Origin of the sequence: Kitasatospora sp. NPDC101447, assembly GCF_044767225.1 — a bacterium.
Lineage (GTDB): Bacteria > Actinomycetota > Actinomycetes > Streptomycetales > Streptomycetaceae > Kitasatospora.
This window is the reverse complement of the sequence record NZ_JBIWNL010000058.1, coordinates 18,390-44,825: the sequence shown is the minus strand read 5'-3', so window position 1 is coordinate 44,825 and position 26,436 is coordinate 18,390. Positions and strand designations below refer to the sequence as shown.

The following is a 26,436-nucleotide window of genomic DNA, read 5'->3' as shown; positions in this document are numbered from 1 at the left end:
GTGCGTAACCGCCGGTCGTCACGAGCGAACGGGCACCACAACCCCGAGAAGCCATACAAGAATCACCGCACCGGCCTATACAGGCCCAAGATCCCCAAACGGATCCCGCGGCGCATCCCCGATGACAAGTACGCCGAGGTCTTCGCCGGCCTCCGCTCGCACCGCGACCGGGCCCTGCTCGCCTTCTGGATCGCCACCGGTGCCCGCTCGGAGGAACTCCTCACCGCCAACCAGGGCGATGCGGTAGTCGGCCAGCAGACCATCGGTGTGATCCGCAAGGGCACACGCGACTACCAGGAACTGCCCGCCACACCCGACGCGTTCGTCTGGCTGCGTCTCTACCAGGAAGAAGCCTGGCGAAAGGGAGTTCCGCGCGGTCGCAAGCAGCCGCTCTGGTGGACCCTGCGCCGCCCCTGGCGGCCGCTGAACTACGACGCGGCCCGGGCCATGTTCAACCGCGCCAACGAGCTCCTGGGCGCCAACTGGACCCTCCATGACCTACGCCATACCGCCACCTTCCTGATGCTCGACGATCCGGACATGCCGCCCGTCTATGTCCAGCACATCCTTGGCCACAAGTGCCTTTCGACGTTGGACATTTACAACCGTCCCACCAGGGACGACGTCATCGCAGCCGGGCTCGCGCACCACGCCCGCCAGCAGGAGAAGCGCCAGGATCCGCCCGCGCCGCCGTCACCGGCCTACAACCCCGATTCCCTCAGCATCCTGTTCGGAGGTCCACCCGCGTGAGCACGCTCCTATTGGCCGCAGCGCCCGCGAGGCGAGCCCCCAGGGGGACGGCCGGTGAGGAAGAGGCGTCCCTGTTGCGGGCCTTCCCGCCGCGGGCCATGCCCGTCACCTGGCCGGCCACCGCGGCGACCCGGGAGGCCGTCTTGGACCGCCTCCAGGAGCCACCTCTTCGGGCTGGGAATGCGAGCACGCAGAAGTTGCGCATGGTCGCTGCCCGCTTCCTGCTGGCCTGGCTGGAGACATTCCCAGGCGACACCTGGCAGCAGCGCTGGGACGCCAGCCCGGCGGCAGCAGCTCGTCAACGCTGGTTCGATCATCCCCGGGCATGGGGGGAGAGCCACGGCAGGCGGCCGGACGACGGCGCTCTCGGCTCGGCTCTGCTGACGCTGGTCTGCGCGGACGTCATCCGGCCCAGCATGACCTGGCTGGTCGAGAACCCGTCAAGCAACCTGCGGAACGCCATGGTCCGCGCGCGCGACCCCGAAGGCTTCGCCCAGCTCCAAGCCAGCATCCCGGCACATGAGTTGGCCACGAGGCGAGCGGAAGCTCTGACGGCGCTCGCCAGACTCCTCGCCGCCCACGGAGGACGCATCGAGGACATCGTCGTCGGTGACCTGCTGAAGATGCTGCAGCACGCGCGACGCGCCAGCGCCTCGGCCGTTCGCCTCGCCTACGTCTGGCTCCGCGACCGAGGTCACTTTCCTCCGGATGCCCCCGCCACCCTCGCCGGGATCGCAAACCGATCCGGCCAGCTCAGCCCCGCCGCCCTCGTCGACCGATACGACCTGCGGTGCAAGCCGATGCGCGATCTCCTCGTCGCCTACCTCACCGAACGACAGCCGGCACTGGACTACAACACCCTGCGGCAACTGTCCTCCCACCTCGCCGGCTCGTTCTGGAGCGACCTCGAACGACATCACCCCGGCATTGACAGCCTCCACATCGCGGCACAGATCAGCGACGGCTGGAAGGCCCGCATATCGCTCAAGGTCGTCCGCACGCGCCGACCCGACGGAACATTCAGCGAGGTCACCGCCCGCCGAATCAGTGCCCCGAGCATCAAACTGGCAGTACGGGCGTTCTACCTCGACATCGCCCACTGGGCACTCGGCGAGCCCGAACGCTGGGGAGTCTGGGCTGCCCCATGCCCGATCAGCGAGGCCGACTGCGCGGTCAGGAAGACAGAGCAGGAACAGAAGGCCAGGTCGCATGAGCGGACCCGAGAGCGCCTCCCGGCCGTGCCGGTCCTGGTCCGCGGAGCCGAGCGCCGCCTCAAGGAAGCGACCGCACGCCTTGCCGCCCTCGACGCCGCCCCACTCGGCTCGACCATCACGGTCCTGGGTGAAACCCTCACCCTGCCGTCAACCACAAGCCGCCCTGACGGAAGAGCATCCGATGCTGTTGATGCCACAGGAGCATGGCGCAAGATCCGCCCAGACGAGAAGCGCGCTTTCTGGACCTGGGCAAGCATTGAGATCCTGCGATTCACGGGCATCAGAATCGAAGAGCTCCTGGAGCTCGGCCATCACAGCATCATCAGCTACCGTCTTCCCTCCACCGGCGAAGTCATCCCGCTCCTGCAAATTGCCCCGTCGAAAACTGACCAAGAGCGCCTTTTGCTTGTGAGCCCGGAACTCGCAGACGTCCTCAGTGCAGTAATCAGCCGGGTTCGCGGGGCCAGCGGGAAAGTGCCGTCAATCCAGACCTATGACATGGGCGAGAAGATATGGAACCCACCCATGCCAATCCTCTACCAGTGGGCCGTCAGCGGCGAAAACCGGCCGATATCGGTCAATGTCATCCGCAGAGGGCTAGACGAGGCTCTCGCAGCGACAGGACTGGTGGACAAAACCGGCAAGCCCCTCCAGTTCCAACCCCATGACTTCCGAAGAATCTTCATCACCGACGCCATCCTTAACGGCTTCCCACCGCACCTGGCGCAGGTCATAGCAGGTCACGGCCACATCGGCACAACGATGGGCTACGCAGCGATCTACCCAACCGATGCCATCGAGGCTCACCGCGCATTCATAGCCCGTCGCCGCAGCCTCCGACCGCCCGAGGAATATCGCGCCGTCACACCAGAAGAGTGGCAGGAATTCCTCGGGCACTTCGAAAGACGCAAGCTGGCCCTGGGAGAATGCGGACGTGCCTACGGAACCGACTGCGCTCACGAGCACGCCTGCGTCAGATGTCCCGTTCTTATCGTTGACCCAGCCGAAAGGAATCGACTTGAGGAGATCCGCGACAACCTCAACAGTCGCATTGCCGAGGCGGAACGTGAGGGATGGCTCGGTGAGGTCGAAGGGCTCTGCGTCAGTCGCGATGCCGCCGAAGAGAAGATCATGCAGCTCGACGCCAGGCAGGAGAAGAAAGAATCCCCTGTTTTCCTTGGAATCCCGAGGCTCGATCAGATCACGGTCCGCTCAGCGCAGCATTGACGGGGCCTCACTCCGTGCTGGCCGCCGAAATCAGATCGCTCGGATCGGTATTGGCCCCGCACAAGACCACACACACCTTCTCTCCGCTTCCGGGCCGATAGCCACGACTGGGCACGAAGTCACCCACTCGACGCGGCATGTCCCACCGGGCGTCATACTTCGGCTCCGCGAGCAGCGCTGCCAAAGCCGCCGCCGCCCCATGCTCGACCACGATCCGGCGGTGATCCCACAATGCCCGGCGGGCGGCGATGATCTCGGCGTCGGTCACCAGGACCGAGCTGACCAGGTCATGCGGGGTAGCGGGCCTCGGAGTGGGTTGTTCAGAGAAGGCGCCGTGTTCGACGGCGACGCCGCGGTGGTCCCACAGGGCTTGACGGGCCTTGATGATCTCGGTGTCCGAAACCAGGACGGAGTGCACCGTGTCCTGCTGGGCGGCGCGCAGGGCCATCGCGGAGGCGCGGCGCGCGCCGAGGGAGTCCGCGGCGACGGAGTCGACGGTGACGTCGACCGGGTGTCCGGCGGTCAGCGCGGCGTTCAGCGCACGGCAGTTCTCGGGCTCGACGGCCACGACGCGGATGCCGTGGTGGCGGGCGGCGGCGGCCACTCCGGCGAAGAGGCCTCCGCCGCCGACGGCGACGACGACGGTGTCCAGGCCGGGGATCTGCTGGTGGAGCTCCTCCAGGAGGGTTCCGGCGCCGGCGGCGATGAGCGGGTGGTCGTAGGCGTGGGAGGCGAGCGCGCCGGTCGCCGCTGCGAACTGCTCGCAGGCGCCCAGCGCTTCGGCGTACTCGGTGCCGACCAGGCGGACGTCGGCTCCGTAGGCGCGGAGCTTGTCGACCTTGACCGCGGGGGCCGTGGTGGGCAGGAACACGGTCGCGGGGACACCGTGCTGCTGGGCTGCCCAGGCGCAGGCGAGGCCGGCGTTGCCGCCGGAGGCGATCGTGATCCCGGTGTCCGGCAGGGTTCCGGCCTCGGCGTGGCCGAGCAGGAAGTTCTGCGCGCCGCGGGCCTTGAAGCTGCCGGTGTGCTGCATGAACTCCAGCCCCAGCCAGACCTGGCACTGGTCGGTGGGCCGGTCGTCCAGGGGGTCGCGGTGAGCGGTGCGGATGGCGCCCTGGTCGACCTGAGCCAGGGCGACAGGGCGCACGCGGCCGGAGATCCGCTCGGCGGCCGCCTTGACGTCGCCGTAGTCGAGTTGGTGCACGGTGCTGCTCCTGTGGGAGTGGGTCACGACCAGGCGATGAGCTGGCCGGCGGTGGTCAGGCCGAGGAAGAACGCGAAGGCGATGCGGCGGCCGGTGTTCGGTTCGACGGCGTGGAAGTTGGCGGGGTTGAACAGCAGGGCATCGCCGGACTGGGGGGTGAGGCTGACGGGCTGGGCGTGCTCGACGGCCTCGGGCCGGTAGCCGTAGGCCTGGCGGTGCTGTTCGTCGGCGGGCTCCCACCGGTGGCGCCACACGGTGGTCGCTCCGCCGCCGGACGGGGCGGTGACCCAGACGTTGAAGGCGAGCTGGGCGACGACCTCCTGGTCGAACAGGCCGGACGGGAACTCGCGGGCGATGTCGTCGTAGTGGATCAGGGCCCCGGCGTTGATCTCCCTCAGGGTGCCGCCGAAGACGGGGCGGCCTCCGATGGTGGCCGGCAGGACGGCGGCGCCCCACGCGGATCCGAGCCGGCCGAGAGCTATCGCGATCGGGTCGGGGCGCAGTGCGGCGTGCTGCCAGGCCTGGCGGGCGTTGTCGGCGGCGGGCCAGTAGCGGCTGGTGTCGAGGGTGGCGCCGGGGGTGCGGTAGTCGTTGAGGGCCGGGCCGAAGCGGACGATCGGGGTGGGGACACGGGTGGGGTCGTAGTCCGCGGTGGGGAGGCGGTCGAGCGCGGCCATGGCGGCCTGGCACTCGGTGGGGGTGAGGAAGTGGGGGACTCGGACGGCCGCGCGGGTGCCGGCGATGAGGTTGGCGAGGTGGCGTTCGGTGAAGGTGTCGCTGTCGGTGGCGACGAACAGGGGGTCGAGCGCTGTGCTGGTCATGGTCACCCTTCGAGAGGTTGTATGAGCCTGGCGTAGCGATACGGCGTATCGTACGCTGTATCGCATGCCTGGACAATCTGCTGCACTTGATCGCGCGACACCGCAACGGATCGCGGAGGCCGCGCTTCTGATCGTTGATCAGGACGGCCCCGGAGGCCTGACCTTCCGGACTCTGGCCGCGAAGCTGAAGATCTCGGTCGGATCGCTGCAGCGCCGCTGCACCAGCCTCGCGGGGCTGCTCGACCTGGTCACCGACCACCTGGCCGCCCGGCTGCCGGAGATCGAGCCGGGTACCGCGTGGGCGGAGGCAACCGAGCGGCGGTTCCGAGCCCTGTACGAGGTGCTGACGGCGCATCCGGGCCTGGTGGCGCTGCGCGGCGCCCGGCCGTGGATGAGCCCGCAACTGCTCAGGCGCCTGGTGGAGCCCCAGCTCGCCGACTCCCTGGCCGCCGGAATGAGCCCCAAAGAGGCCATCGCCGTCTACCGGCGGCTGTACCTGCTCACCCTCGGGGCCGCGTCCTTCGTGGACCACCACGAGCCGAAGGCCGCCCAGCTTCTCACCCGGCAGGCGCTGGCGGCGCTGGACCCGGAGGAGTTCCCGGCACTGACTGGGCACCTGGAGACGGTGGTGGCCACGGTGGTCGACCACGATGTGTATTACGGCGCCCTGACCGAACTCGTGCGCGCCGTCGCCCCGGCCCCCCGGACCGCCTCGCAGGGGTAACTGCGGCGGATACCTCGCGTGGCCCACGCTGATCCATGGCTCTCGGAGGATAGAGGTACGAACCGGAGCCCGAGCAGCGATCAGCAGGGCGCGGCCCGGTTGTCCGGGCCGTCCACGCCCTCGGCGAGCGGTGCCGGGCCCTGCACATTCATGGTGTCTCGGTTCGTGTGGTGGTCGTGCTCGTGCTGCAGGAAGGGCAGTGGGGGTTGCGGGGGTAGGTGATGGGCGCGAGCGGCTGGCCGGCGGGGGCGATGAGGCTGTGCCGGTGGACGGTGGAGGGCGCGAACTCGCGGGTGCCGGTGAGGTGGGTGATCGCGGCGTGGGCGGCGTAGTGCCCGGCCAGGCCTGCGGTGATGGCGGTGACGGGGTGTCCGATCGTGCGGGGCAGGGCGGCGGGCGGTACGTCGGCGTGGATGCCGGGCAGGCCGTGGGCGAGGGCGTCGCCGTGGCGCAGGCACTCCCAGCACGGCAGGTCCCCGCCTGGGGCGAAGAGGGTGGTGCTGATGACGGGGCCGTGGTAGCCGGGGTCGACCCAGGGGCAGCCGGTGTCGAGGGCGGCCCGGTTGGCGGTCAGGCGCAGGCCGTCGGGTTCGTCGGCGGCGCAGATGAGCAGGTCGCAGCCGCGCATCAGGCGCGCGAACTGGGCCTGGAGGGTGACCTGCTCTGGGATCGCGACGACGTCGAGGCCGGGATGGCGCTCTGCCAGCCGCTCGAACGCGGCGTCGACCTTGGGGCGGCCGATGTCGGCGGTGGTGTAGAGGTGCTGCCGGGAGAGGTTCGAGGCCTCGACGCGGTCGGGGTCGGCCAGGACCAGGCGGCCGATCCCGGCTCCGGCGAGGGCGGCCGCGGCGACCAGGCCGGTGCCGCCGGCACCGACGACGGTGACCACGGACCGGGTCAGGATGTGCTGGAGGTCCCAGCCGCTGCGGCCGGGGTTCCGGTCGATCATCTCCAGGTACTCGGTGGTGCGCTGGCGGCGCTGGACGGCCTCGGGGTTGAGTTCGGCGGGCGGCTTGGCGGTGGCCGAGTCCTGCAGGTGCCCGGCCTGGATGAGGTCCGTGAGCAGGTCGCCGATGCGGGCATACGGCACGTCAGGGTGGGTGGTCTCCATGGCGCGCAGGACCTCGGCGGTGGTGCGGGTGCCGTCCAGCAGGCGCAGCAGCGGCAGTCGCCAACCGTCGGGGTCGGGCAGGATGCTCGCGATCCCCGGGAGGGCGCCGATCTGCAGACGGCCGTCGGGGCGGATGCTCAGCTGGTGCTCGGTGCGCAGGCGGGGGGTGCCCATCTCGGCTCCTGGGGGTCGGGGGCGGAGCGGGCCCGGCACAGGGCCGGGCCCGCAGCCTTGTGTCGGTGCGCTAGTTGCCGGAGACGGTCAGGCCCAGCAGCTCGGAGTCGGCGGCCGGGCGCAGCCCGGTGTCCTCCTCCTCGGGCTGCGGGTCAGCGACTGCGGTGGTGTTCTCGTTCATAGGGGTCTCCCTGTTGTTCACCGGTTGGGGTTATGGCGTTATCGCCGGGACCATGGAAGCATTTGCCGGACACCCATGGAAGGGTTTCCCGGGGATTCTCCATGGTATTTTTCTGTGCATTTTCCGGGCGGCATTCAATTCCGGTCCGACTGTTTTTCGGTCCGGTTTCGAAGAAGGGGTGTGTGTGGTGGCGGTGGTCCTTTCGGGTCTCGGTGAGCGGCTGGCTGGCTGGGCTGGGATGGTGTCCGGGGCGGAGCTGGTGCCGTCGGTGGAGGAGCTGGTGGCGGGGCTGCGCGATCTGGCCCGGCGCGAGCCTGGGCTGTGCCGGATGCGGCAGATCGGCAGGTCACGGGAGGGCAGGCCGCTGCATGTGCTGTCGGTGGGGTCGGGGCGGCGGTCTGTGCTGGTGGTCGGCGGCCCGCATCCGAACGAGCCGGTCGGGTATGCGACGATCGCGTTCCTGGCGGGTCTGGTGGCAGAGCGGCCGGAACTGCGTGACGGGGTGTCGTGGCATTTCCTGCCGTGCGTGGACCCGGACGGGGCGGCCCTGAATTCGGAATGGACGAACCGACCGGTCGACCTGCACATCGCGCACCGGTATTTCTACCGTCCGGCGATGGCGGAGCAGCCGGAATGGACTTTCCCGACTCCGTGGGGGGAGGAAGTCCACCGGTTCGGGCTGCCGGAGCAGGAGGCGCTGGCGGACCTGGTGGACGAGCTGGAACCGTTCGTCGCCGTGTCGCTGCACAACTCCGAGTTCGGTGCCCCCTTCTTCGTGGCGAGCCACGACGTGCCGGGCCTGGCCGGGCAGCTCGCCGCGGTCGCGGCCCGTCAGGGCCTGCCGGTGGCGGACGCGGCGCCGGGCGACGTCGTCGGCTGGCCGGTCCTCGGCCCCGGGGTGTACGGGATGCCGCCGGTGCAGGACCTGGTGATCCGTGACCACGAGCAGCAGGCGCCGGCGTACGGCGCCCACCTGTCGCACTACGCGTCCCGGCACGGCACGCTGACCCTGCTGCCCGAGGTCCCCCGCTGGCGCACCGGCACCGTCTTCGAGACGTCGCCGCCGGTCGCGCTCGGCGTCCTGGCCGGGGCGCTGGCCGGGGAGGCCGCCGAGGTACGGCACCTGCTGGACCAGGCCGCACCGCCGAACGGGGTGTTCGCCCGCGCAGCCGTCGACACCCTCGCCGTCACCGACACGATCGTCCGCTCCTGGCACGAGCGCGCCGACGCCACCGCGCGCGTGCCGGGCGCCGACCTGGCCGAAGCGCACTACAGCCGCGTCATGCTGACGCTGCGCACGGCCGGCATGGCAGTCCGCGCCACCGAAGACTCGCCGCCCACCCCGGCCGTCCTGGCCGCCCGCGCCCGGCTGGAGAAGCTCCTGTACGAGCGGGCCGAACGGAGCCAGCGGCAGCTGCGCACCACGCCGATTGCGTTGCGGAGCCTGGTGGCGGTGCAGGCCTGCGCGGCGCTCGCGGCTGCCGCGCTCGCCCGGTAGGTGCCTGGTCCGGCTGCCGCGCTCGCCTGGTAGGTGTCCGGTCCGGGCGGCGGCCGCCACCGCGCCCGGACCGGCAGTCAGGTGCGGCGCCACGGCCGTGCCTCTGCAGGGATCGCCGCCCGGCCCGGGACCCGGACGGGCAGGGTGCCGTCCTCGGCCTGGCCCGGCGCCGTCTGGGCCCGGGCGGCGTCCAGCGCGCGCCACCCGGCGGCGAGCTCCCGGCGTCCGGCCTCCAGGTCGTGGAAGGCTGGGATGAGGGACTTGGCCGCCTGCAGGGTCTCCTCCACGGCCGTACGGGTCGAGGTGGCAAGGCGGTGGGCATCTTGCGCCGTGTCGACCGCGGGCCGGACCGCAGCGGCCAGGTCGCGGACCTGGCGGCGGAGCTCGAAGGTCTCCGCCCAGATCTGCCTGACCGCCTGCGCCTCCTCGCCGGCCCGCTGGACCTGCTGCAGCATCGTTTCCAGCTCGGCGCGGCTGCCGGCCAGCTGGGCCGTGACGTGGGCGAGCTGGCGTCCCAGCCGCTGATGTTCGGCGCGCTCCCGGGCCGCTTCGGCGAGGCCTTCGGCCCAGCGCAGCGCTGCGTCCCGGGCCCCCTGCGGACCGGCCGGTGCCTGCTGCTGCCGGGTGGCCACGCACGCGGCCCTGGTGCAGTACGGGCTGCGGTTCAGTTGGCCGAGGGAGCAGAGCATCGTGATGGCGGCCGGCAGGGTGGTGACGCCGAGCTGCCGGTAGACGATCGTCTGGGTGCCGCTGACCGTGCTGGGCGTGATCCCGAGGGCGGCGGCGACCTGGTAGGTGGTCAGGCCCTCGGCGAACTGGGCCATGACCTCCAGCCGGCGCGCAGTGAGCGAGCCGGGGCTGTGGCGGGGGACGTGGAGCGGCACGAGGCCGGCGCGCACGCCTATCGCGGCGAGGTGCGCGAGGTTGCGGGCGCCGGCCGTACGGCGTGCTCGGGCCAGGGCGGCTTCGACGGTGCTCGCGGCCAGGCCGAGGTGGGCTCCGGTCTCGGCGATGGTGCTCCCGCCCGCGGTCCGGACCAGGGACAGGTGCTGGCGCTCGGTCAAGGCGAGGCGCCGGCCGCAGGCCGGGCAAGGGTCCCCGTGTACGGTCCCGCCGTCGTCCGGCCGGGTCTCCGGTGCGTCGGTCACCGCGGGCCGCCCTTTGCGCAGACCAGGCAGATCGGGGTGCTGTCCAGGACGCCGGGCACTCCGTGGAGCCGGTAGACCGCGGCCGGGGTCCCGCGGGTGCGCATCCGGTACCGGATGTCCTTCAGGTGGGAGCCGACCGTGAACCGGGAGATGCCCTGGATTGCGGCGATTCGGTGGCTGGTGTGTCCCAGGGCGGCGAGCTGGAACGTCTTCACGGCTGACGCTCGGAGCGGCTGGGTCAGCACGGCCCGGGGCGGCAGGAGCAGTTTGGCCCGGCACGCCACGTCCACGAGCTGCGCCCGGGTCCGCACGCCGGTCTTCACCCGCAGCGAGTTCAGCCAGTCGCGCACCATCGTCGGCGTCACCGGCTGGGCGGTCCGCCGCTCCGGCGAGTAGTTGATGGCGTCGGCGATCTGGATCGCGTTGCGGTCCAGGACCAAGTGGCTGAGCGCCCGGGCCTCCTCGCGAGTGAAGTCGGCCATGTAGTGGCCGCACCGGCGCATCCGCGGTTCCTGGACCACCGGCAGGCGCACCTCGGCAGGGTGTGCGGTCCTCATCGCTGCCCCCAGGTCCACGGCCTCGGGTGGGCACCGCGCAGGCAACTGATCTGGTGGACGGCCTGCTGGCGGGTGCTGGCGTCGAGGTGGGCGCGGCGTACGGTGTCGATCACGGCGGCAAGCACGACGATGTCGCGCACGACCTGGTAGCCAGGCCAGGCCCCGATGTAGGCGTGGGCCGGGATGGTGGACCCCTGCTCGTAGCCGAGGTAGGTATCGGCGTAGGCCTGGTGGTCCACGCGGTGTCCCGTCAGGAGTTCCGAGCGCCAGCGGGCGGCGACCAGGTCCCACTCCCGGTGCCCGCGCCACAGCGGGTGCCGCAGGGCCAGGCGGGTGTGGGTGCCGTCGTCATGCACCGGCGCCATCGCACGGTCGCCGAGGATGACGGTGGGGGGCGTAGGCCAGTCGATTGCGTCCCACTCATGGTGCAGCAGCGTGGCGCGCTCGCGCAGGAACCGGCGGCCGGCGTCGTCCAGCGGGGCGTCGTCCAGGCCGTCCAGCAGCCCGGCGAACGGGTCGTGCTGCGGCAGCGCGCTGTGGCTGCCGGGGTCGATCCGGTGGACGCTGGCCGTCACCCACGCGCTCAGCGTCGGGTCGCCGCTGCGCGCTCCGGGGTCGGTCCAGAAGGTGACGCCGTGGCCGCCGGCCACGCGGACGGTGTCGTACCAGGGTCCGGCGACGGCCACCCGGTGTTCCCGCAGCAGGTGGGCGTCCCGCAGGAGCGCCCAGGCGCTGTCCGGGTCCGGGTGGACCAGGGCGAGCGTGGAGCGCGAGCGGGGCAGCGACCAGACGGGGACGGGCCGGTCGGTCACCAGCTCGGCGTCCTGGGGGTCGTCGGCGGTGAGCTCGCAGGCCTGTGTCAGGGCGGAGTAGGAGGCCGTGAGCAGCTGTCTGCGGGCTTGGCTCGTCCGCTGGAGCAGCTGGGTGGTACGCGATCCGACGCTCACGGCGCAGTCCTCGATTGTGACGGAGTGGGTGGACAGGGCGTGGTCTGGGACAGCGCCCTCCCGAGGGGGCTGTCCCAGACCGGCGGCACCGTGCTGGGCGGCACGGGCCGGTGATGGACGACGGCGCTCCAGCACGACGGCGTCCGGGTGTGCTGCGGTGCGGGCGAGCGGGGGTATGCCGCCCTCACCGCAGCGCGCCCGCTTCTCCCCAGGAGCGGGCTGCCTCGGAGGTGCGGGCCCGGCCCTGTACGGAGGGCCTGGCCCGCACCGGGCCGTCCGGATCAGGGACGGCCCCGTTGCGGGCCCACCTCCACGAGAGCCCGCGGGTGCTCCGGGCCGCCCGCCCCCGGAGGACGTTGGGAAGGTGGCCCGAAGCGCGGTGAGCATGGCCGTCCCCCGACGAGACGGGTGCTCTTCCGCTGCCCGCCGCCGGGGTCTGCCTCCGGTGGCGGGTGTTCTGGTGCCCGGTGACGGCCGAACGCGCAGGCGTCGGCCGTCACCGGATGTCTACGGGGGTACGGTCACGCCGGTATCCGGTCAGGGGCCAGGATCCGAAGCGTGCCAACTGCTGGCCGGGGCCGGAGTTCCGGGAACGCGGCCGCCGCGCGGAGCATCGCGATGGTCTGACCGACCCGGTCACTGGTGACCGTGTCCGGAAGGTCCATCTCCGCCCAGACGGTTTTGCCGGAGGGCCCGGATTCGACGCCCCACCGCCGCGTGTGACCGGCAACGAGCTGCAAGCCGCGGCCGCTGGTTGCGTCGTCGCCCGCGGTACGCAGCTCAGGCCGTCCGTGGCTGGGATCGGTGATGGACATCCTCAGAGTGCCGATCGTGACGTGCAGGCGAGCGGTCAACTCGATGTCCGGCCGGTCACCTCCACAGCCGTGGAGCACCGCGTTGGTGCCGAGCTCGGAGAGCACGAGCGCGACGGTGTCAGCGAGAGTGCGGTGTCGATCGGGGTCCAGCTCGATGCCGAACCCGGACACGGCGTTCCTGGCCCACTGCCGGAGCTCGCGGATCCGCGCCCGTTCGGCGGGGAACTTCGCTGTGGTGGTGCGTGATCTCGGCTCCATGAAGGGCGCCTTACTCACTCGGGGGTTGGTGGGTCCCTTCAGAGCGGCCTGACCGGCGCCCCGAAGGCGGGCACCTCGACCCCGCCGGGGGCGGGATGTCTCAGCCGAGCCAACCCAACACGCCTGTCATCATGCATGGTTGACGGTACGTTGGGCTCGCGCCGAGGTGCCTGATCAGTTCAACACCCAAGTGGTATCTCTCGGTACAGTCAGCAGCACAGAAAGTGGTTCACAAGGTTCACAGCGGTTCACAGCCAGGACTGGGGTGGGACTCATGTCGTCGTCCGATACTGCACTTCAGCGGCTCATCAACGCCTACGGCTTGAAGTTGGAGATCGTGGCGCGCGCGCACCGCGAACAAGCCGTACTCAACAACGATCTCGGGGTCCGCACACAAAAGTCCACTGTCTCCATGTGGTGCAGCGGACAACGGCAGCCGAAGGGACGCAGCGCGGAGTACCTGGCCCAGGCACTGAGCAAGATCGTCGGCCGGTTGGTCACACTGGACGAGATCGGGTTCGGCGACATGCATCCGCAGGAGATGCCGGAGCTGTCGGTGGATCCGGTCGCCGCCACCACCGACCTGGGGAGGGCCCTGATGGACATCAACCGCCGTGACTTCCTCCAACAAGCCGTCTACGTCTCCGCAGCCCTCGCGTTGCCCCTGCACTACGACCACGAGGCAGTCGACCGCACCCTACGTGCGCGCCGGCCCGGCGCCCGGGTCGGCGCCGCGGATGTGACCGCCGTCCGCAACACCGTGCAGGTGTTCCGCGCCGCCGACGAACAGCTCGGCGGCGGCCACGGCCTGACCGCCGCCACCTTCTACCTCACCGACGCAGCAGCACCGATGCTCAGCGGCCGCTACGAGGACGAGAAGACACGCCTCGACGCGTTCAATGTCGTCGCCGAACTCGCCTACCTGCTGGCCTGGAAGCACCACGACCTGCAGCAGGAGGGCGCCGCCCAGCGCTACTACCTCCTGGGCTACCAACTCGCCTGTGTCGCCGACCCCAACGGTCACGGCGCATGGATGCTCCGGGCCATGGCCCACCAGGCCCTCAACCTCAAGCAGCCGCAGCACTGTGTCGACCTCGCAGAGGAAGCACTACGCCGCTCCGCCGGCCGCGTCGACGCCCAAACCCGGGCCATGCTGCTCATCACGAGCGCCCGCGCGTACGGCGCAACCAGGCAGGGCAGCAAGGCCGCAGAGGCTCTGCTGTCCGCCGAGGACGCGCTGACGCGCGGCACCGACCCGGTCGCGGCCTACGCTCTGGCAGCCGGTCCGGCCGGCGCCACCATCAGCTCCCACACCGGCAAGACCCTCGCCGAGCTCGGCGACCACAAGAACGCCGAGAAGCACCGTCGCGCAGCCCTGGCCGGCCGCGACCCGGAGAAGTTCCGGCGCATCCATGCCCTGACCCTGGACGAGCTGGCCAGCTCCCTCGACAGGCAGAACCACATGGACGAAGCCGTAGCAACCTGGGGCCAGGCGCTCGACATGATGAACGGCAGTACGTCGAAACGGAACACCGAGTCGATCAAGGCCATGCGCGACACGATGCGGCGCTACCAGGCACGCGGGGTGCGCGGCGCTGCGGCGCTGTCCGAACGCGCGCGAGTGGCCCTGGCCGGCTGACGCTGGTCACCCGTCAGGCCCGGTGAGCGGGAGTGCCGGCAGCCAGGTCCCGGCGGATGACAGCCCCTGGGCGTGCCCCTGTGTCTGCGCCCCGTTGGCGCTCCCGCACGCCGTCTACCGCCCAGCATGCTGCTAGGCCAGGATGGGCAGCCGGTCGTATCCGTCGAATGTGGGAGGGCAGCATGGGGGATCACTCGAAGCCGGCGCCGGATCCGGGGAAGGGCACTCCGCCGCCGGACAACGCCGACGGCAAGGTCGAGCCGCCGCCGCCGAGCGACGGCAAGCACAAGAAGGGCTGACGGTGAGCGACGGCGGCGGCCTGACCGAGTGCCGGGCCGACCTGGACGCGCAGATGATGCAGCGCGCGGCGTGGCCGGATGACTCGCCGTGGCTGCGCGAGGCCTTCGCCGCGCTGCCGCGCGACCGGTTCGCCCCCGACCGGTTGTGGCGCTGGGACGGCGCGGCCTACGTGCCCCTCGACCGTGCAAATGATCCGAACGGTTGGGCCGCCGAGCTGTACTCCGGCGTCGACGCGGCGGCCATCACCCAGCTCACCGACGGCCGCCCGTCGTCGTCACTGTCCGCACCCTCCGCGGTGGCCGACATGCTGGACAGCCTCAGAGTGGAGCCGGGCCACCGGGTGTGGGACGTCGGTACGGGGCAGGGCTGGACGGCAGCCCTGGCCGCCTGGCGGGCCGGGCCCGGCCTGGTTGCCACCACCGAAGTCGATGAGCACCTGGCCGCGTTCGCACGGGCCCGGCTCGCGGACGCCGGTCTCGACGTCGAGGTGGCGGTGGGCGACGGCACCGGCGGGGGCGTGCCAGGCGGCGGCCTCGTCGATCGGCTCCACGCCACCTACGCAGTGGAGACCGTTCCCTGGTCCTGGGTAGGGGCCGTACGACCGGGCGGCCGGATCGTCTACCCCTGGGGCCGGCTGGGATACGTCGCCCTCACCGTCGCCGACGACGGGGGCGCCGCGCACGGCTGGGTCCACGGCCTGGCCCAGTTCATGGGCGACAGGACCGGACCGGCTCAGTCGAGCAATGGGCCCGACGCGTACGCGCAGGTGCGCGGCGACGCCGAGCCCGAGGCGCGCCGAGCGCTGGACCGTGACCCGGCCGGCCTGAGGAACTGGCACCTCCGGTTCGCACTCCGTGTCGCCGTCCCAGACGCCGTGCTGTTCACGGAACAGGACGGCGACGCCACGGTCATCCTCGTGCACGACGGGCACCAGTCGTGGGCCGAGATCCGCTCGGACGTGAACGGCCAGCCGGTGCTGGCCCAGGGCGGGCCGCGCCGGATCGGCGACGAGCTGATGACCGCCTGGTCCCGGTGGGAGGAGCTGGAACGTCCGGGCCTCTACGACTACGGCGTCACCGTCACTCCTGACGCCCAGTGGGCATGGCAAGGTGACCCGGATAGCGGCCCAAGATGGCCGATCAGGAGCCTGCACCCAGCCACGCGGTGACCGGACCACGGCCCCGGCAAAGCCCTGAGACCGCCGTCGCTGACCGGATCAAGGTCAAGCACCTGCAGGTGGCGGCCGTTGTGATCGGAAGCTGGCTGCCCGGCGGCCCGGGTGGCACCTCGGCGCGCGCCGTCCTGGTCGGCGTCCCCGTCGTGGCTGGCGGCCTGCTGCTGTGCGCCGGCTCGGTGAGCAGCGGCGTGGCCGGGCCCGAGCGGCGCGCCGCGCTGCGCCGGTGTTGCCCTTCACCGGAGGTGGGTTGGGCCTGCCGCGCGGCAGCGAGGTGCGTTTCACGCGCCCCGAGCTTCATACCGAGGTGGAGTTCCTGGAGCTGACCGTGCACAGGTGGACACCATCGCCCCAGACGAAGCCGCCCCGGTCCGCGGACGGCCGGTCAGTCACCACTGCCTGCCGCGCCTGACCAGGACCGACAGCACCCACACGGTCGGCAGTTTGATCAGCAGCAGGGACATGGGAAGCGCAGTGTACGAAGCGTTGTCGCCGCTCGCCGCCATCATCACCTGGAACAAGGCACCAAGCAGCATCAAGACCAAGCTCACGCCCCCGGCCCACGCGACCGACCGCGAACGCCGCGCCAGGAAAATCGCGGTGACGATCAGTGCGGCGGACTCAAGCGTGTCCTCCACGCCGATCCACACCTCGAACCAGGTCCCGACACCCGCTCGCCCCCACACGTTCGGCCCGAGCAGCGCCACCGCGACCAGCGCGCCGGCCACCACCCGGCGCCGACGCACCCCTTCCGGACCATCGGCCCCCAGCCCGTCGAGCAACGCCCGAAACGACCGACCGTCATGTATACGATCATCCATGACCGGCAACATACCGCGAGGCCACCACAGGCCACCCGGCCCCGGGCCTGCTGCACCCCCGCCGAGCGGAGGGCGTCGCGTCGCTGGCCTGGCCTACGTGGATCCGCCGACGGCCCGGCCCGGCGGTGCCTTCTGGGGTGCTCCGCGCGCGGCCGAGGCAGGACAGACTGGCTCGTGCCAGGTCGTACGGACCACCAGGCCACCGTACGTGGGGTGTTCGCTGGTCCAGGTCCGGCAGCACCCGCCGCCCCGCCGGACCGGGACCGGCCCCGCGGCCGCCCCGCCGGACCGGGACCGGCCCCGCGGCCGCCCCGCCAGTCCCGGCGCGGCCGGACAACGGCGACGGGGCCGAGCGGAAGTGGTCAGGCGGGGGATCTGCCCGCCCGGGCGCCGATCCGAATCGGCTGTTCCCTGGACGGACCACGGCTGGCAGGCCTCGCCGCCACGGGGCCGGGGCTACGAACATTCAGCCGCAGTGGGTCTTCAGCCCTTCAGCTTGGACCTGTAGGAGTCGAGGATCTTCGGCCATGCGAGGCCGACTCGCACTCGCCCGCCAGCAGCGGTGTTCGCTCGCTCGGGTCAGCGGACGTTCTGTCGCCGGGCCGGGCTCATCGGGCGGGCGCAGACTCGGTGTGTGCCCGCAGACCTGCCGACGCGTCACGACCGCGCCCTCCTCAGGGCCGTAGCGGTGATGGCCGCCACGGCCGGCGCCCGGGGTGCCCGTGTCGTGCTCGACCAGGGCCGCCTGTTCACTCCAGCGCCGTGGCCCCGCTCCGGGGTCCCGCGCCGCGGCGCGGCCGGACGGTGTCACCGCAACGCGCTGCGTATCGCCCGGCTCCTGCCCGGCGCCTACGTCGAGGGATACGCGCTGGCCGGTGACGGCACGGTGCGCGCCCACGCGTGGTGTTCGACCGCCGACGGCGCCGTGCTCGACCCCGCACGGCCCGACCATCCGGCCGTGGCCTATTTGGGGGTGCCCATGGCGTGCGACTTCGTCCACGCGGTCCAGCAGCGCACCCTCACCAAGACGTTCTTCCGAGGAGTGCTGGACCCGGCCGTGCAGGCCCGCGATGCCGAGCGAATCTTCCTCGGCGGGGTGCCACTGCACGGCGTGCTCGACTGCGGCCGCATCCCGCCCACAGCCGAGGACACCCCGTACGGCCGGCAGGACGAGGAACAAGCATCCGAGCAACACTTTCCGGATGGCATGCCCGCGCCCGAAAAAACCCAGGCCAGAGCCCTGGCCACCACCGGCCAGCAGGTCTAGCATTCCCGTCACGGCGGCCCCACCACCACACCATCGGGCCGCCGAGCAGCAGCAGCGCCTCGGCCCCGAGCGCTGCCGGCCCCGTCGGCCGGGCCCCGCGGAACACCCCCCTGCTCCCCGGGACCCGGCCACGCCGCACCCTGCGGGCCGGCCGGTGGTGTCGGTGGCGGGCGTTACGGTGCCCGGCGTGGACGGTGCTGATCTTGACTGCCCGGTCCGGACCCAGCCTGACGAGGCTGCCGCGCTGCCGGCCCGCCGGATCGGGACCGCGCGGCGCTGCCGCGGACCCGTGGCGCGGCGGCACGGTGTCGGGCCGTTCAAAGCCGTCGGCCCGCTCGCGACGTGAACGGCCCAGCGGCCGAGACCCCGCTGTGCACACGTCCTCGGAACACACCCGGCTCCGAACTCAAGCTGTTCCTGAACATGCACGCCAAAGCCGTCTGGCCGCAGCTGGCCGGCCTGCTCATCCGCCTGGGAAGCAGATAGCCTCCGGCGAGGACGGGCGGCTGATGGGGAGTAGACGTGAACAATGAGGAGATGCTGGACCGGCTCGCCGCGGTGATCGGGCCGCCGCCAGCGGACGGGGTGGTCCCGGTCCCGTGGGAGCTCGGGCCGGAGGTGCTCGGTTTCCAGCTGCCCGCGGACTACCGGGCGTTCGCCGACCGGTACGGGATGGTCAGCATCAGCGACGAGCTGCACATCTACACACCATCGGCAGCGCCCAGTCTGAAGGCCTGGCAGCCGCTCGGCTTCGAGGGGTTCGTGCACTTTACGACGGATCCCTACGGATACACCGCCATGCTGGCCCAGGCCTACCAGGATGGGGACTACGACGAGTGCCCGTATCCGCTGTTCCCGGCCGAGGGCGGGCTTCTGAGCTGGGGCAACAACGGGAACTCCGACCATTTCTTCTGGCTGATGCAGGGCCAGGATCCGGACCGGTGGCCGGTCGCCGCCAAGTTCGACTCGATGTTGGAGTGGGACCTTTTCGAGGGCGGCTTTCTGGAGTTCCTGCTGGCGGCGGTGACGGAGCAGTATCCGTACCACGGGGACGTTGTTCCCGGCGGGATGAAGCAGGTCGGTGACGGCCGTGCTTATCGCTTTCGGGGCGACTGGTCGAGGAACCTTCGAGAGTGAGCCCACGGACATGGTCAACCGCCGGGGCGGGGCGCTGCTGGAGGTTCTCGGACGGCTGGAGAGCGCGGCGGGATGACTCCTGACTCCGCTCATAGATGTGATGTCGACGTGGGGTCGACCGCCCCGAGGGCTGAACGGTAGGTCTCCTGCCCGCGCTCGCCGGTGCGGACAGGGGCGGTCTGGTCCATCGCTTGATGGGGGCGATGGTGGTTGCAGCTTCGCGCATTCGTGAAGCACTACAACCACCTGAGGATTGGTCAACCCCGAAGGACTTCCGGAGCCGACCACTACGCCAGGCGCGTGCGGACCTTCGTGATCTCTGCGAGCGCTCCGCCGGGGCTGCCCATGGCCAGCCGTAGCAGGGCAGTCCCGAGGTGGACGGCTGCCGGGGAGAGGTTGTCGTAGTCGTCAGCCCATTCGGCATCGGTGTAGGAGTCGTCATCGATGGGCAGGTAGAGCCCCGGGAACGGAGAGCGGAGGATGCTGATGCCGTTTCGGATCTGGTCCATCCTGGCGTCGGCTCGCGCAAGCGCCTCCAACGGAGTGCTCGTGTCTCCACTCGATTTGCCGGACCGGAGGTCTGCTTCGGTCTCGGTGCGCCAGCCGGGCAGCAGGGCTGCGGTGCCGCGGAGTTGATGCTGTGCGCGGTCTACGGCGGTGTTCACCTCGGTAGCGGTCAGGGAGCGGCTGGTGCTGCCGCTCGGGTAGGCCCAGTTGCCTGCCTGGCCTGGCTGTTCGGATGGCAGCCGGGCGAACCGTCCGGCGGGGAACACCAGGGCCCGCCGGACGGTGTCGGTCACGCGGAGTTCGTCGAGCCGGTCGGCGAAGTGCCGGCAGGTCGTGTCGATGTCGGCGATCGCGGCGGCGACCGCGGAGGTGCGTGACTGGTCAGGCATGGTGCCTCCTTGCTGTGGTGGGTAGAGACTCCGGGGCCGCCGGACGACGGTCTCGGGTTGTGCTGGGCGTGGTCGTGCTTGCATGGCAGCGGACGCTCGGGGTCGCCTCGGCGGCGCTCGACGAGGCCCTGGGGCGGCATCAGCGGCGCGGAGCCCCGACGGCGCCCCGACAGGCAAGGATGCCCCGTTCGGGTCCGGGCGGTGCGTGGTCATACGCCGAGACCTGGCGCCCGGCCCCGGGCCGGGTTCGTCTGCGGCCACCGCTTGCCTGCTGCCCGGCCCGGACTCCTGCCGTGCACCGGTGGCTTCCCCGGCCGCGCCGCACTGCTGCCCCTGCAGCCTCAGCGTCTTCCCTTCGGTGGCCGCCTGCATCGGGCTCATGCCACAGGGCTCCGGCTCTGGCCGGCCCCGTGGCCTTGTCCACGGGGCGGGGAGTCGACAACGAGGCGCCCCCGCCCTCCTGGAACTCGCCCGGAGGGGCGCAGGGGCGTTCCGCTGCCCGCGATCACAGGCACAACGTGCCGGCGAATCAAGGCCAACTGCCATCCCCACGAAAGCGGGGCCAATCCCTGGCGCCACAGACTCCAGGGTCATCCCCGCCGGAGCCGGGCTGTTGCACTCGACTGTAGCGAACCTGACCGACAGAGAGGGGCTTTGCCCGGATGGGGCCCGGTGCCGGCCCCTTCCCGGGCCGGGGGCCCTGTGGGAGGTTCTGCCGGTGCTGCGCCGTACGGTGTCCTGTGAGCCCGGCCCGGAGCAGGTGGCCGGCGGGCTGAGCGACGCTGTCGACTCCGTGGACGTCGCCGTCACCGAGGCCGCCCAGTCACAGTGGGGGCGGCCTGTCGTCGTCATCCCGCCCCGGCGGGGCGGTTTCGGCGGCGCCGGCTGGCCGTCGACGGCCTGGAGGTGCCGGAGTTCCAGAAGTTTCGGAGTGTCGGAGGCCTAGATGTAGTGGCTAGAGCCCTCTCCGTGCCCAGTACTAGTGGTCGCGGCCCCTCATGCGTTTGCGCCGACCGGGGGCGCATCGCCTAAAGTTCGACTCAGACGGCGAACGCCGGTCTCCTAGGCCACCGCGAACTGACGGACCAACAGGTCCGTCTGCCCCGGCGGCCGTTCGCGGCCGCCACCCCTGGCCCTTAGGAGGCTGCAATGGCGCATCGTCGCCGCAAGCGCCGTACGTCGGCGCGCAACACCCCCGTCATCAAGCCCGGATCCCGTCGGACGCCTTGGTCTGCGCTGGTCATCCCCGCGCTGCCCACGATCGCGAAGCTCGCGATCGTGATCATCCAGGCCGTCTTCGGCGACAACCACATGGGGCCCGGCCCCATGTAATAGGACCAGGCCCCAGATGACGGTCTGAGAGGAGGCCGTCCGGCTTGCCCTGGAAAAGTGGGCCGGGCGGTCTTCTTGCTTCTCTCGTTCGCGGCCGGTCAACGCCGACCTGCCCCCACTGTAGGCCAGGTAGCAACCAACGCACAGCCCAGCCCGGTGGACGAGACGGCCGGGCCGTGGAGCAGCCGGCCGCCGTCGGGCCGTCGTGGGTCAGCTGTCGGTGGCGGCGGCCAGGCCGCCGGGGCCGAGCGGCCGACGGGCACCGCGCGCGCTCTGCTGCGCTTCGGCGGCGGGGGTGGGTTCGAGGAACGGGGCGCGTTCCACTGCCGTGAGCCGGGCCCCGGGGGAGGGCTGGAGGGGTAGCTCGATGTCGGACTCGGAGAAGGGGCGCCACAGCGGGCGCCGGTCGACGGAAGTCATGATCCAGTCTGACACCAGGTTCTACCGGTCGTCGCCGTTGTGGTCGAGGAGCAGCGCGGCCCAGGCCTCGGCCCGCCGCCGGTGTTCCCAGGCGGCCAGGGTGTCCAGGCGGTCTCGGAGACGCACGACGCTGCGGCCTGTCAGGTGGTCGTCGGGGTCGGTGTCCGGGCGCTGCCCGGCGGCCTGGTGGGTGACGATGACGGTGTGGGCGAGGCGCTGGACGCGCCGCCGGTGGTGCAGTTCGGGGATGACCGCGGGGCCGTCCCACAGGGCCCGCAGGGCGTCCAGGGGCTGAGCGGTGGCGGCCAGGGGCGGGCGGGTGCGCTCCAGCAGGGCCTGGATGGCGGTGTCGTCGTGACCGGCGAGGAGAGCGGCGACGGCGGGCAGGGGGACGTCCAGGAGCGCGGACCCGTCGGCCGGGTCGGCCAGGCCCGCCGTGGTCGCCGCGTCCAGCAGCGCGGCCGCCAGCAGGAGCGCGGCCGGATCGGCGACGGCCACCGGGTCCTCGGCGCCTCGCGTCGCGCTGTGGTGGCGCAGCAGGCGCTCGCCCCACACCAGGCATCCCGTCCACGTGCTGGTGAAAGCCACGGGGAAGTGGACGCCGGGGTAGGTCTGCACGCCGGCCGGCCGCAGCTGCCCGGCGGGCAGGACGACGGCCAGGGAGTCGCCGAGGCGCACCCGGTAGGAGGTGGGGGCGCCGTCGGCGACGGTGCGCCGTTTGTGGTCCGGATCCCACACCGGGCAGTCGATGGTCCCGGCCCGGCCGCCGTACTCGCCGCCGGTGACACGGACCACAGTGTCCCGGCGCCAGGCTCGGCGCTCGGCCCCCAGCGCCACCGCGACAGCCGCGAACGCCGCCACCACCACGTCCACGCCGTCGTCACCGTGCGCCATGGACGTCAGCGTCCCGCCCAGGTGCCACAGCACCCGCCCCAGCCCCCCGGAGTCCTCCCTGCCCAGCGCGTCCAGCGCGGCCGCCACCACCTCGACCACCGCCGGCTCCTCACCGGCAGCGATCCCCAGAGCCTTCCCGTACGCCCACCGCTCCACAGCGCCCTCCTCCGATCGGTCGGCGGATCGTCCCACACTCCGCCGCCCCGGGTCTGGGCCGGTGGGGTGGCCGTCGGGCTGCCGCTGTCGGGGCGCGTTCGGCACCTGGGTGCCGGCCGCAGTGCCCGCTCGCAGCCCTGGGCCGCCGGTGCCCGCGACGGCACCGACGGCGCGATGCCGCGGCCCCGGTCCTCCACGATCTCTCCGCGCAGCGCTCCCTTGCACGGGGTCCCGGCAGGGGCCGGGCCGCCGCGCAGCGGCCCGTGTTCCGCGGGCCCCCGACTCGTTGGTCCCGGTATGGACGACTACGGGTTCGACCGGGTGGAGGTGCGCCCGGAGCTGGGCGCCGGGCCCCTGGGCTGCGCCGACTGCGCACGGACGCTGCTGATGTTCGAGGTGCTGGCCGGGCCCGGGGTTCTGGCCGCGCCGGGTGCCTGCCCGGCCTGCGGCACGCTGACGAGCGACGTCGCCGCCCTGGTCGACGTCCCCGCCGCCGTCGACCTGCCCCCGCCCGGCGGCCCGGCCCGCCCGACCGGACGCCACCGGCGCACCTGACCTCGCCCTCGACCCGCTGCTGCGCCCCGCTCTGGTGTGTCCGCGCGGCGCGGGTCGGGCCGGTGTCTGCCTGGTGGTGCCGCAGGCGCCGCCGTCCGGTCGGCCCTGGGGCTGCCGGGTCTGCCGGCCGAGCTCGTGCACTGCCCGCCCGGGCGTCTTGTTGCCGCGATTCGTCACCAGTGCATTCCCCGGCGGGCAGGCCTGGGGCGTCGCGGTTTGTCTGAACTACGCACGCCGCATGGCTCTTGGGACGGCTCTCAGCGCTGCCAGAGGAACGCGGCCTGGCGGCAGGGTTGGCAGTTGAAGAGGTAACCGCGGCCCCCGCCGCCGAAGTTCGCGGAGGTGGCGAAGTCGTGGCCCTCCGCCAGCTCGGCCGTGAACGTCATGCGGGTGGCGCACGAGGGACACTCGGGGGTCTCGTCGCCCTGGATCCAGTCAGGCTCCCCACCCACCCGTCCGAGGACCGGCTCCTTCGTGGGTTCGTCAGCGGGATGGAGGCGCAGAGCGGTGACCGCGCCCAAGAGCGTCTCGCCGTCGGCCGGGACAGCGGTCGGGGTGAGCTCACCGGAGAACAGGTAGGCGCGGTTGGCGCCGGAAGTGGCGTCCCAGTCGTCGCACATCCCAGGATCGTTCTGGCAGAAGAACACCGCGACCACGCCGATATCGAGGGGGAGATGGCCGAGGAACTGCATGGCTCCACCGCACTCGTGGCACGTCGGCCAGACGAAGTCACCCGGGACCAGTGGGACTCCGCCGGTGCGAGGCGCGGGCGCGTCGGCCACGGTGTCAGGCGTGACCCGTACGTCAGGCGTCGTAGTACTCACCGTCGTCGCCCTGAACCCGCGCGTCCAGCACCTTCGCCACCTGGCACATCGTCGCGATCACCGCATCGCTCGGGTTCTTGGACACGATCCGGCCGGCGGTCCACCACATCGGCGCCATCGCAAGGCCGGGATTACCAGCGACCACTGCATCCCATGCCGCCGTGCTGATGTCCTGCCCTTCGTCAGCCCACCAGTTCACACGCCGCGTGATGTGCACGTCGTAGCCCATGGCCAGCCAGGGTAGACCGGGAGACCGACATGATCGCGAAGTCGCACTGGAGGACCAGAGGACGCGGGGAGGTCCTCCAACAGCACGATCCCCGGCCGACCCCCCATGGGACGGCCCCTCGTGCCGCGAGCTCCCGCCCTGACAGGCCACCGCCCCGGTGACCGGCTCGGACAGGCCGGCGGTGCGGCGCGGGCGCGAGCAGGGGGCGGGGCGCAGGGCCTTGGGGAAGGTGGCGGGCGCGGCGGGGCCGGCCCCGCCGCTGCCTGGCGCACTGTCGGGCAAGGAGTGCGGTCCGGCCTCCACGGGGCACGGAAATCCGCCCCGTCCGGGCTGGTCCGGGCGGGGCCTGTGTCCACACCCGATTGAACCGTGCACGACAGTTGATTCGTTCGTGTCAGTAGGACGCGCCGGGGGTAGCGCGGTCTTCAGGCACGCTGGTCCCGGGCCTGCGTCACCATCCGGTGGAGTGTCCGCCGGTAGACGATTGGAGAAGGTGTTGGAAGCGGTCCGGAAGCTTTCGGTCGGCGCTGCGGCGGTTGCCCTCGGTCTCGGCTTGTTAGGACCCGCCGGCGGAGCAGCGTATGCGAGCGGTGTCTCGGTCATCAGCGCGGTTGATGTTGGGCTCTCATCGTTCGACCCTGCGGATTCGGTGTGTCGTTCGGTAGAGGGTCAGAGTGGGCAGCCGGTGTGCGGGTCGGCGTCCCCGGCGACGGCGGCTCGCGTGTCGCGGGCGGCGATGAGTCCTGCGTCGGTTCCGTTGGGGATGCCCACGTGGTGCGGTAAGCAGTGGGAGACCAGCCGGATGGAGGCCTGCATCGTCGATGAGCCGACGCACCTCACAGTGCAGAGTTCCGGCGGTAAGTCGGCGACGCTTGAGGCCTTTCTCTCCCAGTACATCAAGTACAGCGCCACGTCCCGCACGTTCGTCGAGACCGACACGTGGGAGTTTGTCAGCGCGACCGGTCCTCTGCCGCCCATGACCGCGGCTTTCACGCCGAGCTGTCACGGGACCTGCACTGCCTCGTCCACGTTTCCCACGGGCAGGTCCATCAAGGTCGGTGACGTGATCACCTGGACCAGCACCTTCACCGACGGCACGACGACCCAGCACCTCGACGAGATCGACTACCACGCCTCCATCAGCGTCGTCGGGGGCGGGACCTGGACCTCATCGGACTGGAACAGTCCGTCCTACCGCTGTGACGATCAAGTCGGTTCCTACGCCGGCTGCGTCTCCTACTACGGGCAGCCGTCCTTGAACACCATGGCGCTTCTGCCCGCGATCGCTGCCAACATCCGTACTGTGCAGACCAACGGAAGCCTCCACTACGGCCTGGTCGGCGTCGGCCGGCCACTCACCCGGGACACGAGCGCGCAGAGGGCCAACCGCCGGGCCGCATGCCCGCCCCCGGGTCCTCAGCCGGCCGGCACCACCTGCGACGAATACCCGTTCGCCACCACGAGGGAAGGCGCGGCCAACCCCAACAGCGCACCGCCGAACTCGGGCTCCGTCTGGGCACCGGAAGCGGAGCAGAACTCTCAGGCCGGATACATCTCCAGCTTCGTCCAGAACGAGCGCGTCCTCGAAGGTGACCAGTACTGGGTGGCGGTGTGACCGGGCTCCGGACGGTCCAGGTCGACATCCGCAGCCACCAGTACTGGATCCAGGACGAGACTCCTGACATCGACCCGTCGATGTACAGGAACTTCAACGGCCTCGTCTCGACCCGAGGCGGCAGCCACGCGATCATCATGACCGGAACCGCCCACGGGACCATCACCGTCGGCTTCCAGTCCTTCGAGGCCGAACCCGCCCTCGATCTCGACCCGTGGGACGACGTCGTCGACGTCAGCATGCGCTTTCGCAGCCCACGCGGCGGCCTCATGCAACCCGACGGAACCCACGACGCCCTCTACCACCTGGACCGGATCTCCGCCGGTGGCCCCGGCGACTACCGGGTCCGCATCCACGCACGCGGACGCGACCGCGCAGCCGCACTGCCGGAGTTTACGGAGCCGATCGTCGAAGAACACCTGGTCCAGAGCTGGCCGGCCCCCACAGCCGACGAGATCCGGCACAAGCTCACCGACACCACCGGACAGAACATCAGGGCCCGCTGAAGGACGTGCGACGGGACTTCTCCCTCTTGCTCACCGCACTCC

Annotated in this window: 25 protein-coding genes; 12 read left to right on the top strand and 13 right to left on the bottom strand. The window is 71.4% G+C overall.

Annotated elements, in window-relative coordinates; all coding sequences use genetic code 11:
• Nucleotides 1-750 (top strand): tyrosine-type recombinase/integrase (locus tag ACIRST_RS40665; protein ID WP_402809481.1); only part of this gene is annotated, 750 nt, incomplete at its 5' end.
• A gap of 203 nt (nt 751-953) precedes the next feature.
• Nucleotides 954-3,191: a tyrosine-type recombinase/integrase gene (locus ACIRST_RS40660; RefSeq protein ID WP_402809479.1), complete on the top strand. Its 2,238-nt coding sequence runs from the start codon at nt 954-956 to the stop codon at nt 3,189-3,191.
• Between the two features lie 7 nt (nt 3,192-3,198).
• Here the strand turns inward: ACIRST_RS40660 and ACIRST_RS40655 are convergent, their stop codons facing one another.
• Together ACIRST_RS40655 and ACIRST_RS40650 are read right to left on the bottom strand one after the other, a co-directional pair.
• The gene (locus ACIRST_RS40655) at nt 3,199-4,395 is read right to left on the bottom strand and encodes a threonine/serine dehydratase (RefSeq protein WP_402809476.1); all 1,197 of its coding nucleotides are present in this window, start codon (nt 4,393-4,395) and stop codon (nt 3,199-3,201) included.
• Between the two features lie 23 nt (nt 4,396-4,418).
• Nucleotides 4,419-5,216: a proline hydroxylase gene (locus ACIRST_RS40650; RefSeq protein WP_402809473.1), complete on the bottom strand. Its 798-nt coding sequence runs from the start codon at nt 5,214-5,216 to the stop codon at nt 4,419-4,421.
• 64 nt (nt 5,217-5,280) lie between these two features.
• Here ACIRST_RS40650 and ACIRST_RS40645 point away from each other — a divergent pair, with 64 nt between their 5' ends.
• Nucleotides 5,281-5,940, top strand: a complete 660-nt coding sequence (locus ACIRST_RS40645; RefSeq protein ID WP_402809471.1) for a TetR/AcrR family transcriptional regulator — start codon at nt 5,281-5,283, stop codon at nt 5,938-5,940.
• A gap of 148 nt (nt 5,941-6,088) precedes the next feature.
• Here ACIRST_RS40645 and ACIRST_RS40640 read toward each other — a convergent pair whose 3' ends face one another.
• On the bottom strand, nt 6,089-7,225 hold the full coding sequence (locus ACIRST_RS40640; RefSeq protein WP_402809469.1) for a HesA/MoeB/ThiF family protein: 1,137 nt from the start codon (nt 7,223-7,225) through the stop codon (nt 6,089-6,091).
• A gap of 233 nt (nt 7,226-7,458) precedes the next feature.
• Between ACIRST_RS40640 and ACIRST_RS40635 the strand changes: the two genes are divergently transcribed.
• Nucleotides 7,459-8,904 (top strand): M14 family zinc carboxypeptidase, encoded by a 1,446-nt coding sequence (locus tag ACIRST_RS40635; RefSeq protein ID WP_402809466.1) that lies wholly within the window; start codon nt 7,459-7,461, stop codon nt 8,902-8,904.
• Nucleotides 8,905-8,981: 77 nt separating this feature from the next.
• On the opposite strand, the gene ACIRST_RS40630 is transcribed toward ACIRST_RS40635, so the two are convergent.
• The 4 genes from ACIRST_RS40630 to ACIRST_RS40615 form a co-directional block, all read right to left on the bottom strand.
• Nucleotides 8,982-9,968: a LuxR C-terminal-related transcriptional regulator gene (locus tag ACIRST_RS40630; protein ID WP_402809463.1), complete on the bottom strand. Its 987-nt coding sequence runs from the start codon at nt 9,966-9,968 to the stop codon at nt 8,982-8,984.
• A gap of 80 nt (nt 9,969-10,048) precedes the next feature.
• Nucleotides 10,049-10,609 carry a hypothetical protein gene (locus ACIRST_RS40625; RefSeq protein ID WP_402809460.1) on the bottom strand — a complete coding sequence of 187 codons (561 nt, stop codon included), beginning with the start codon at nt 10,607-10,609 and terminating at the stop codon, nt 10,049-10,051.
• Nucleotides 10,606-11,556, bottom strand: coding sequence for a hypothetical protein (locus ACIRST_RS40620; RefSeq protein WP_402809457.1), 951 nt, complete (start codon nt 11,554-11,556; stop codon nt 10,606-10,608). Before ACIRST_RS40620 ends, ACIRST_RS40625 begins: the two co-directional genes overlap by 4 nt.
• A 521-nt stretch (nt 11,557-12,077) precedes the next feature.
• Entirely contained in the window at nt 12,078-12,647 is a 570-nt protein-coding gene (locus ACIRST_RS40615; protein ID WP_402809454.1) for an ATP-binding protein, read from the bottom strand.
• 256 nt (nt 12,648-12,903) lie between these two features.
• Here ACIRST_RS40615 and ACIRST_RS40610 point away from each other — a divergent pair, with 256 nt between their 5' ends.
• Nucleotides 12,904-14,268, top strand: coding sequence for a tetratricopeptide repeat protein (locus ACIRST_RS40610; protein WP_402809451.1), 1,365 nt, complete (start codon nt 12,904-12,906; stop codon nt 14,266-14,268).
• 301 nt (nt 14,269-14,569) lie between these two features.
• The gene (locus ACIRST_RS40605; protein WP_402809448.1) at nt 14,570-15,736 is read left to right on the top strand and encodes a protein-L-isoaspartate O-methyltransferase; all 1,167 of its coding nucleotides are present in this window, start codon (nt 14,570-14,572) and stop codon (nt 15,734-15,736) included.
• Nucleotides 15,737-16,131: 395 nt separating this feature from the next.
• On the opposite strand, the gene ACIRST_RS40600 is transcribed toward ACIRST_RS40605, so the two are convergent.
• Nucleotides 16,132-16,563, bottom strand: coding sequence for a hypothetical protein (locus ACIRST_RS40600; RefSeq protein ID WP_402809446.1), 432 nt, complete (start codon nt 16,561-16,563; stop codon nt 16,132-16,134).
• 634 nt (nt 16,564-17,197) lie between these two features.
• On the opposite strand from ACIRST_RS40600, the gene ACIRST_RS40595 reads away from it, so the two are divergent.
• On the top strand, nt 17,198-17,830 hold the full coding sequence (locus ACIRST_RS40595; protein ID WP_402809443.1) for a hypothetical protein: 633 nt from the start codon (nt 17,198-17,200) through the stop codon (nt 17,828-17,830).
• A gap of 522 nt (nt 17,831-18,352) precedes the next feature.
• Nucleotides 18,353-18,967: a hypothetical protein gene (locus tag ACIRST_RS40590; protein ID WP_402809440.1), complete on the top strand. Its 615-nt coding sequence runs from the start codon at nt 18,353-18,355 to the stop codon at nt 18,965-18,967.
• A gap of 287 nt (nt 18,968-19,254) precedes the next feature.
• On the opposite strand, the gene ACIRST_RS40585 is transcribed toward ACIRST_RS40590, so the two are convergent.
• A complete protein-coding gene (locus ACIRST_RS40585) occupies nt 19,255-19,863 on the bottom strand; it encodes a hypothetical protein (RefSeq protein WP_402809438.1) in 609 nt (202 codons plus the stop codon).
• Nucleotides 19,864-21,012: 1,149 nt separating this feature from the next.
• Between ACIRST_RS40585 and ACIRST_RS40580 the strand changes: the two genes are divergently transcribed.
• A complete protein-coding gene (locus ACIRST_RS40580) occupies nt 21,013-21,195 on the top strand; it encodes a hypothetical protein (RefSeq protein WP_402809436.1) in 183 nt (60 codons plus the stop codon).
• A 210-nt stretch (nt 21,196-21,405) separates the two neighbouring features.
• On the opposite strand, the gene ACIRST_RS40575 is transcribed toward ACIRST_RS40580, so the two are convergent.
• Both ACIRST_RS40575 and ACIRST_RS40570 read right to left on the bottom strand, forming a co-directional pair.
• Nucleotides 21,406-21,615, bottom strand: a complete 210-nt coding sequence (locus ACIRST_RS40575; protein ID WP_402809434.1) for a hypothetical protein — start codon at nt 21,613-21,615, stop codon at nt 21,406-21,408.
• Between the two features lie 21 nt (nt 21,616-21,636).
• Nucleotides 21,637-22,665, bottom strand: a complete 1,029-nt coding sequence (locus ACIRST_RS40570) for a hypothetical protein (RefSeq protein WP_402809432.1) — start codon at nt 22,663-22,665, stop codon at nt 21,637-21,639.
• A 297-nt stretch (nt 22,666-22,962) separates the two neighbouring features.
• Here ACIRST_RS40570 and ACIRST_RS40565 point away from each other — a divergent pair, with 297 nt between their 5' ends.
• The gene (locus ACIRST_RS40565; RefSeq protein ID WP_402809430.1) at nt 22,963-23,220 is read left to right on the top strand and encodes a hypothetical protein; all 258 of its coding nucleotides are present in this window, start codon (nt 22,963-22,965) and stop codon (nt 23,218-23,220) included.
• A gap of 257 nt (nt 23,221-23,477) precedes the next feature.
• Here the strand turns inward: ACIRST_RS40565 and ACIRST_RS40560 are convergent, their stop codons facing one another.
• Together ACIRST_RS40560 and ACIRST_RS40555 are read right to left on the bottom strand one after the other, a co-directional pair.
• The gene (locus tag ACIRST_RS40560; protein ID WP_402809427.1) at nt 23,478-23,912 is read right to left on the bottom strand and encodes a hypothetical protein; all 435 of its coding nucleotides are present in this window, start codon (nt 23,910-23,912) and stop codon (nt 23,478-23,480) included.
• Between the two features lie 112 nt (nt 23,913-24,024).
• Nucleotides 24,025-24,273: a hypothetical protein gene (locus ACIRST_RS40555; RefSeq protein ID WP_402809425.1), complete on the bottom strand. Its 249-nt coding sequence runs from the start codon at nt 24,271-24,273 to the stop codon at nt 24,025-24,027.
• An 802-nt stretch (nt 24,274-25,075) separates the two neighbouring features.
• Between ACIRST_RS40555 and ACIRST_RS40550 the strand changes: the two genes are divergently transcribed.
• Nucleotides 25,076-25,888 (top strand): NucA/NucB deoxyribonuclease domain-containing protein, encoded by an 813-nt coding sequence (locus ACIRST_RS40550; protein WP_402809422.1) that lies wholly within the window; start codon nt 25,076-25,078, stop codon nt 25,886-25,888.
• Nucleotides 25,885-26,394, top strand: a complete 510-nt coding sequence (locus ACIRST_RS40545) for a hypothetical protein (protein WP_402809419.1) — start codon at nt 25,885-25,887, stop codon at nt 26,392-26,394. Before ACIRST_RS40550 ends, ACIRST_RS40545 begins: the two co-directional genes overlap by 4 nt.
• Nucleotides 26,395-26,436: the final 42 nt, after the last annotated feature.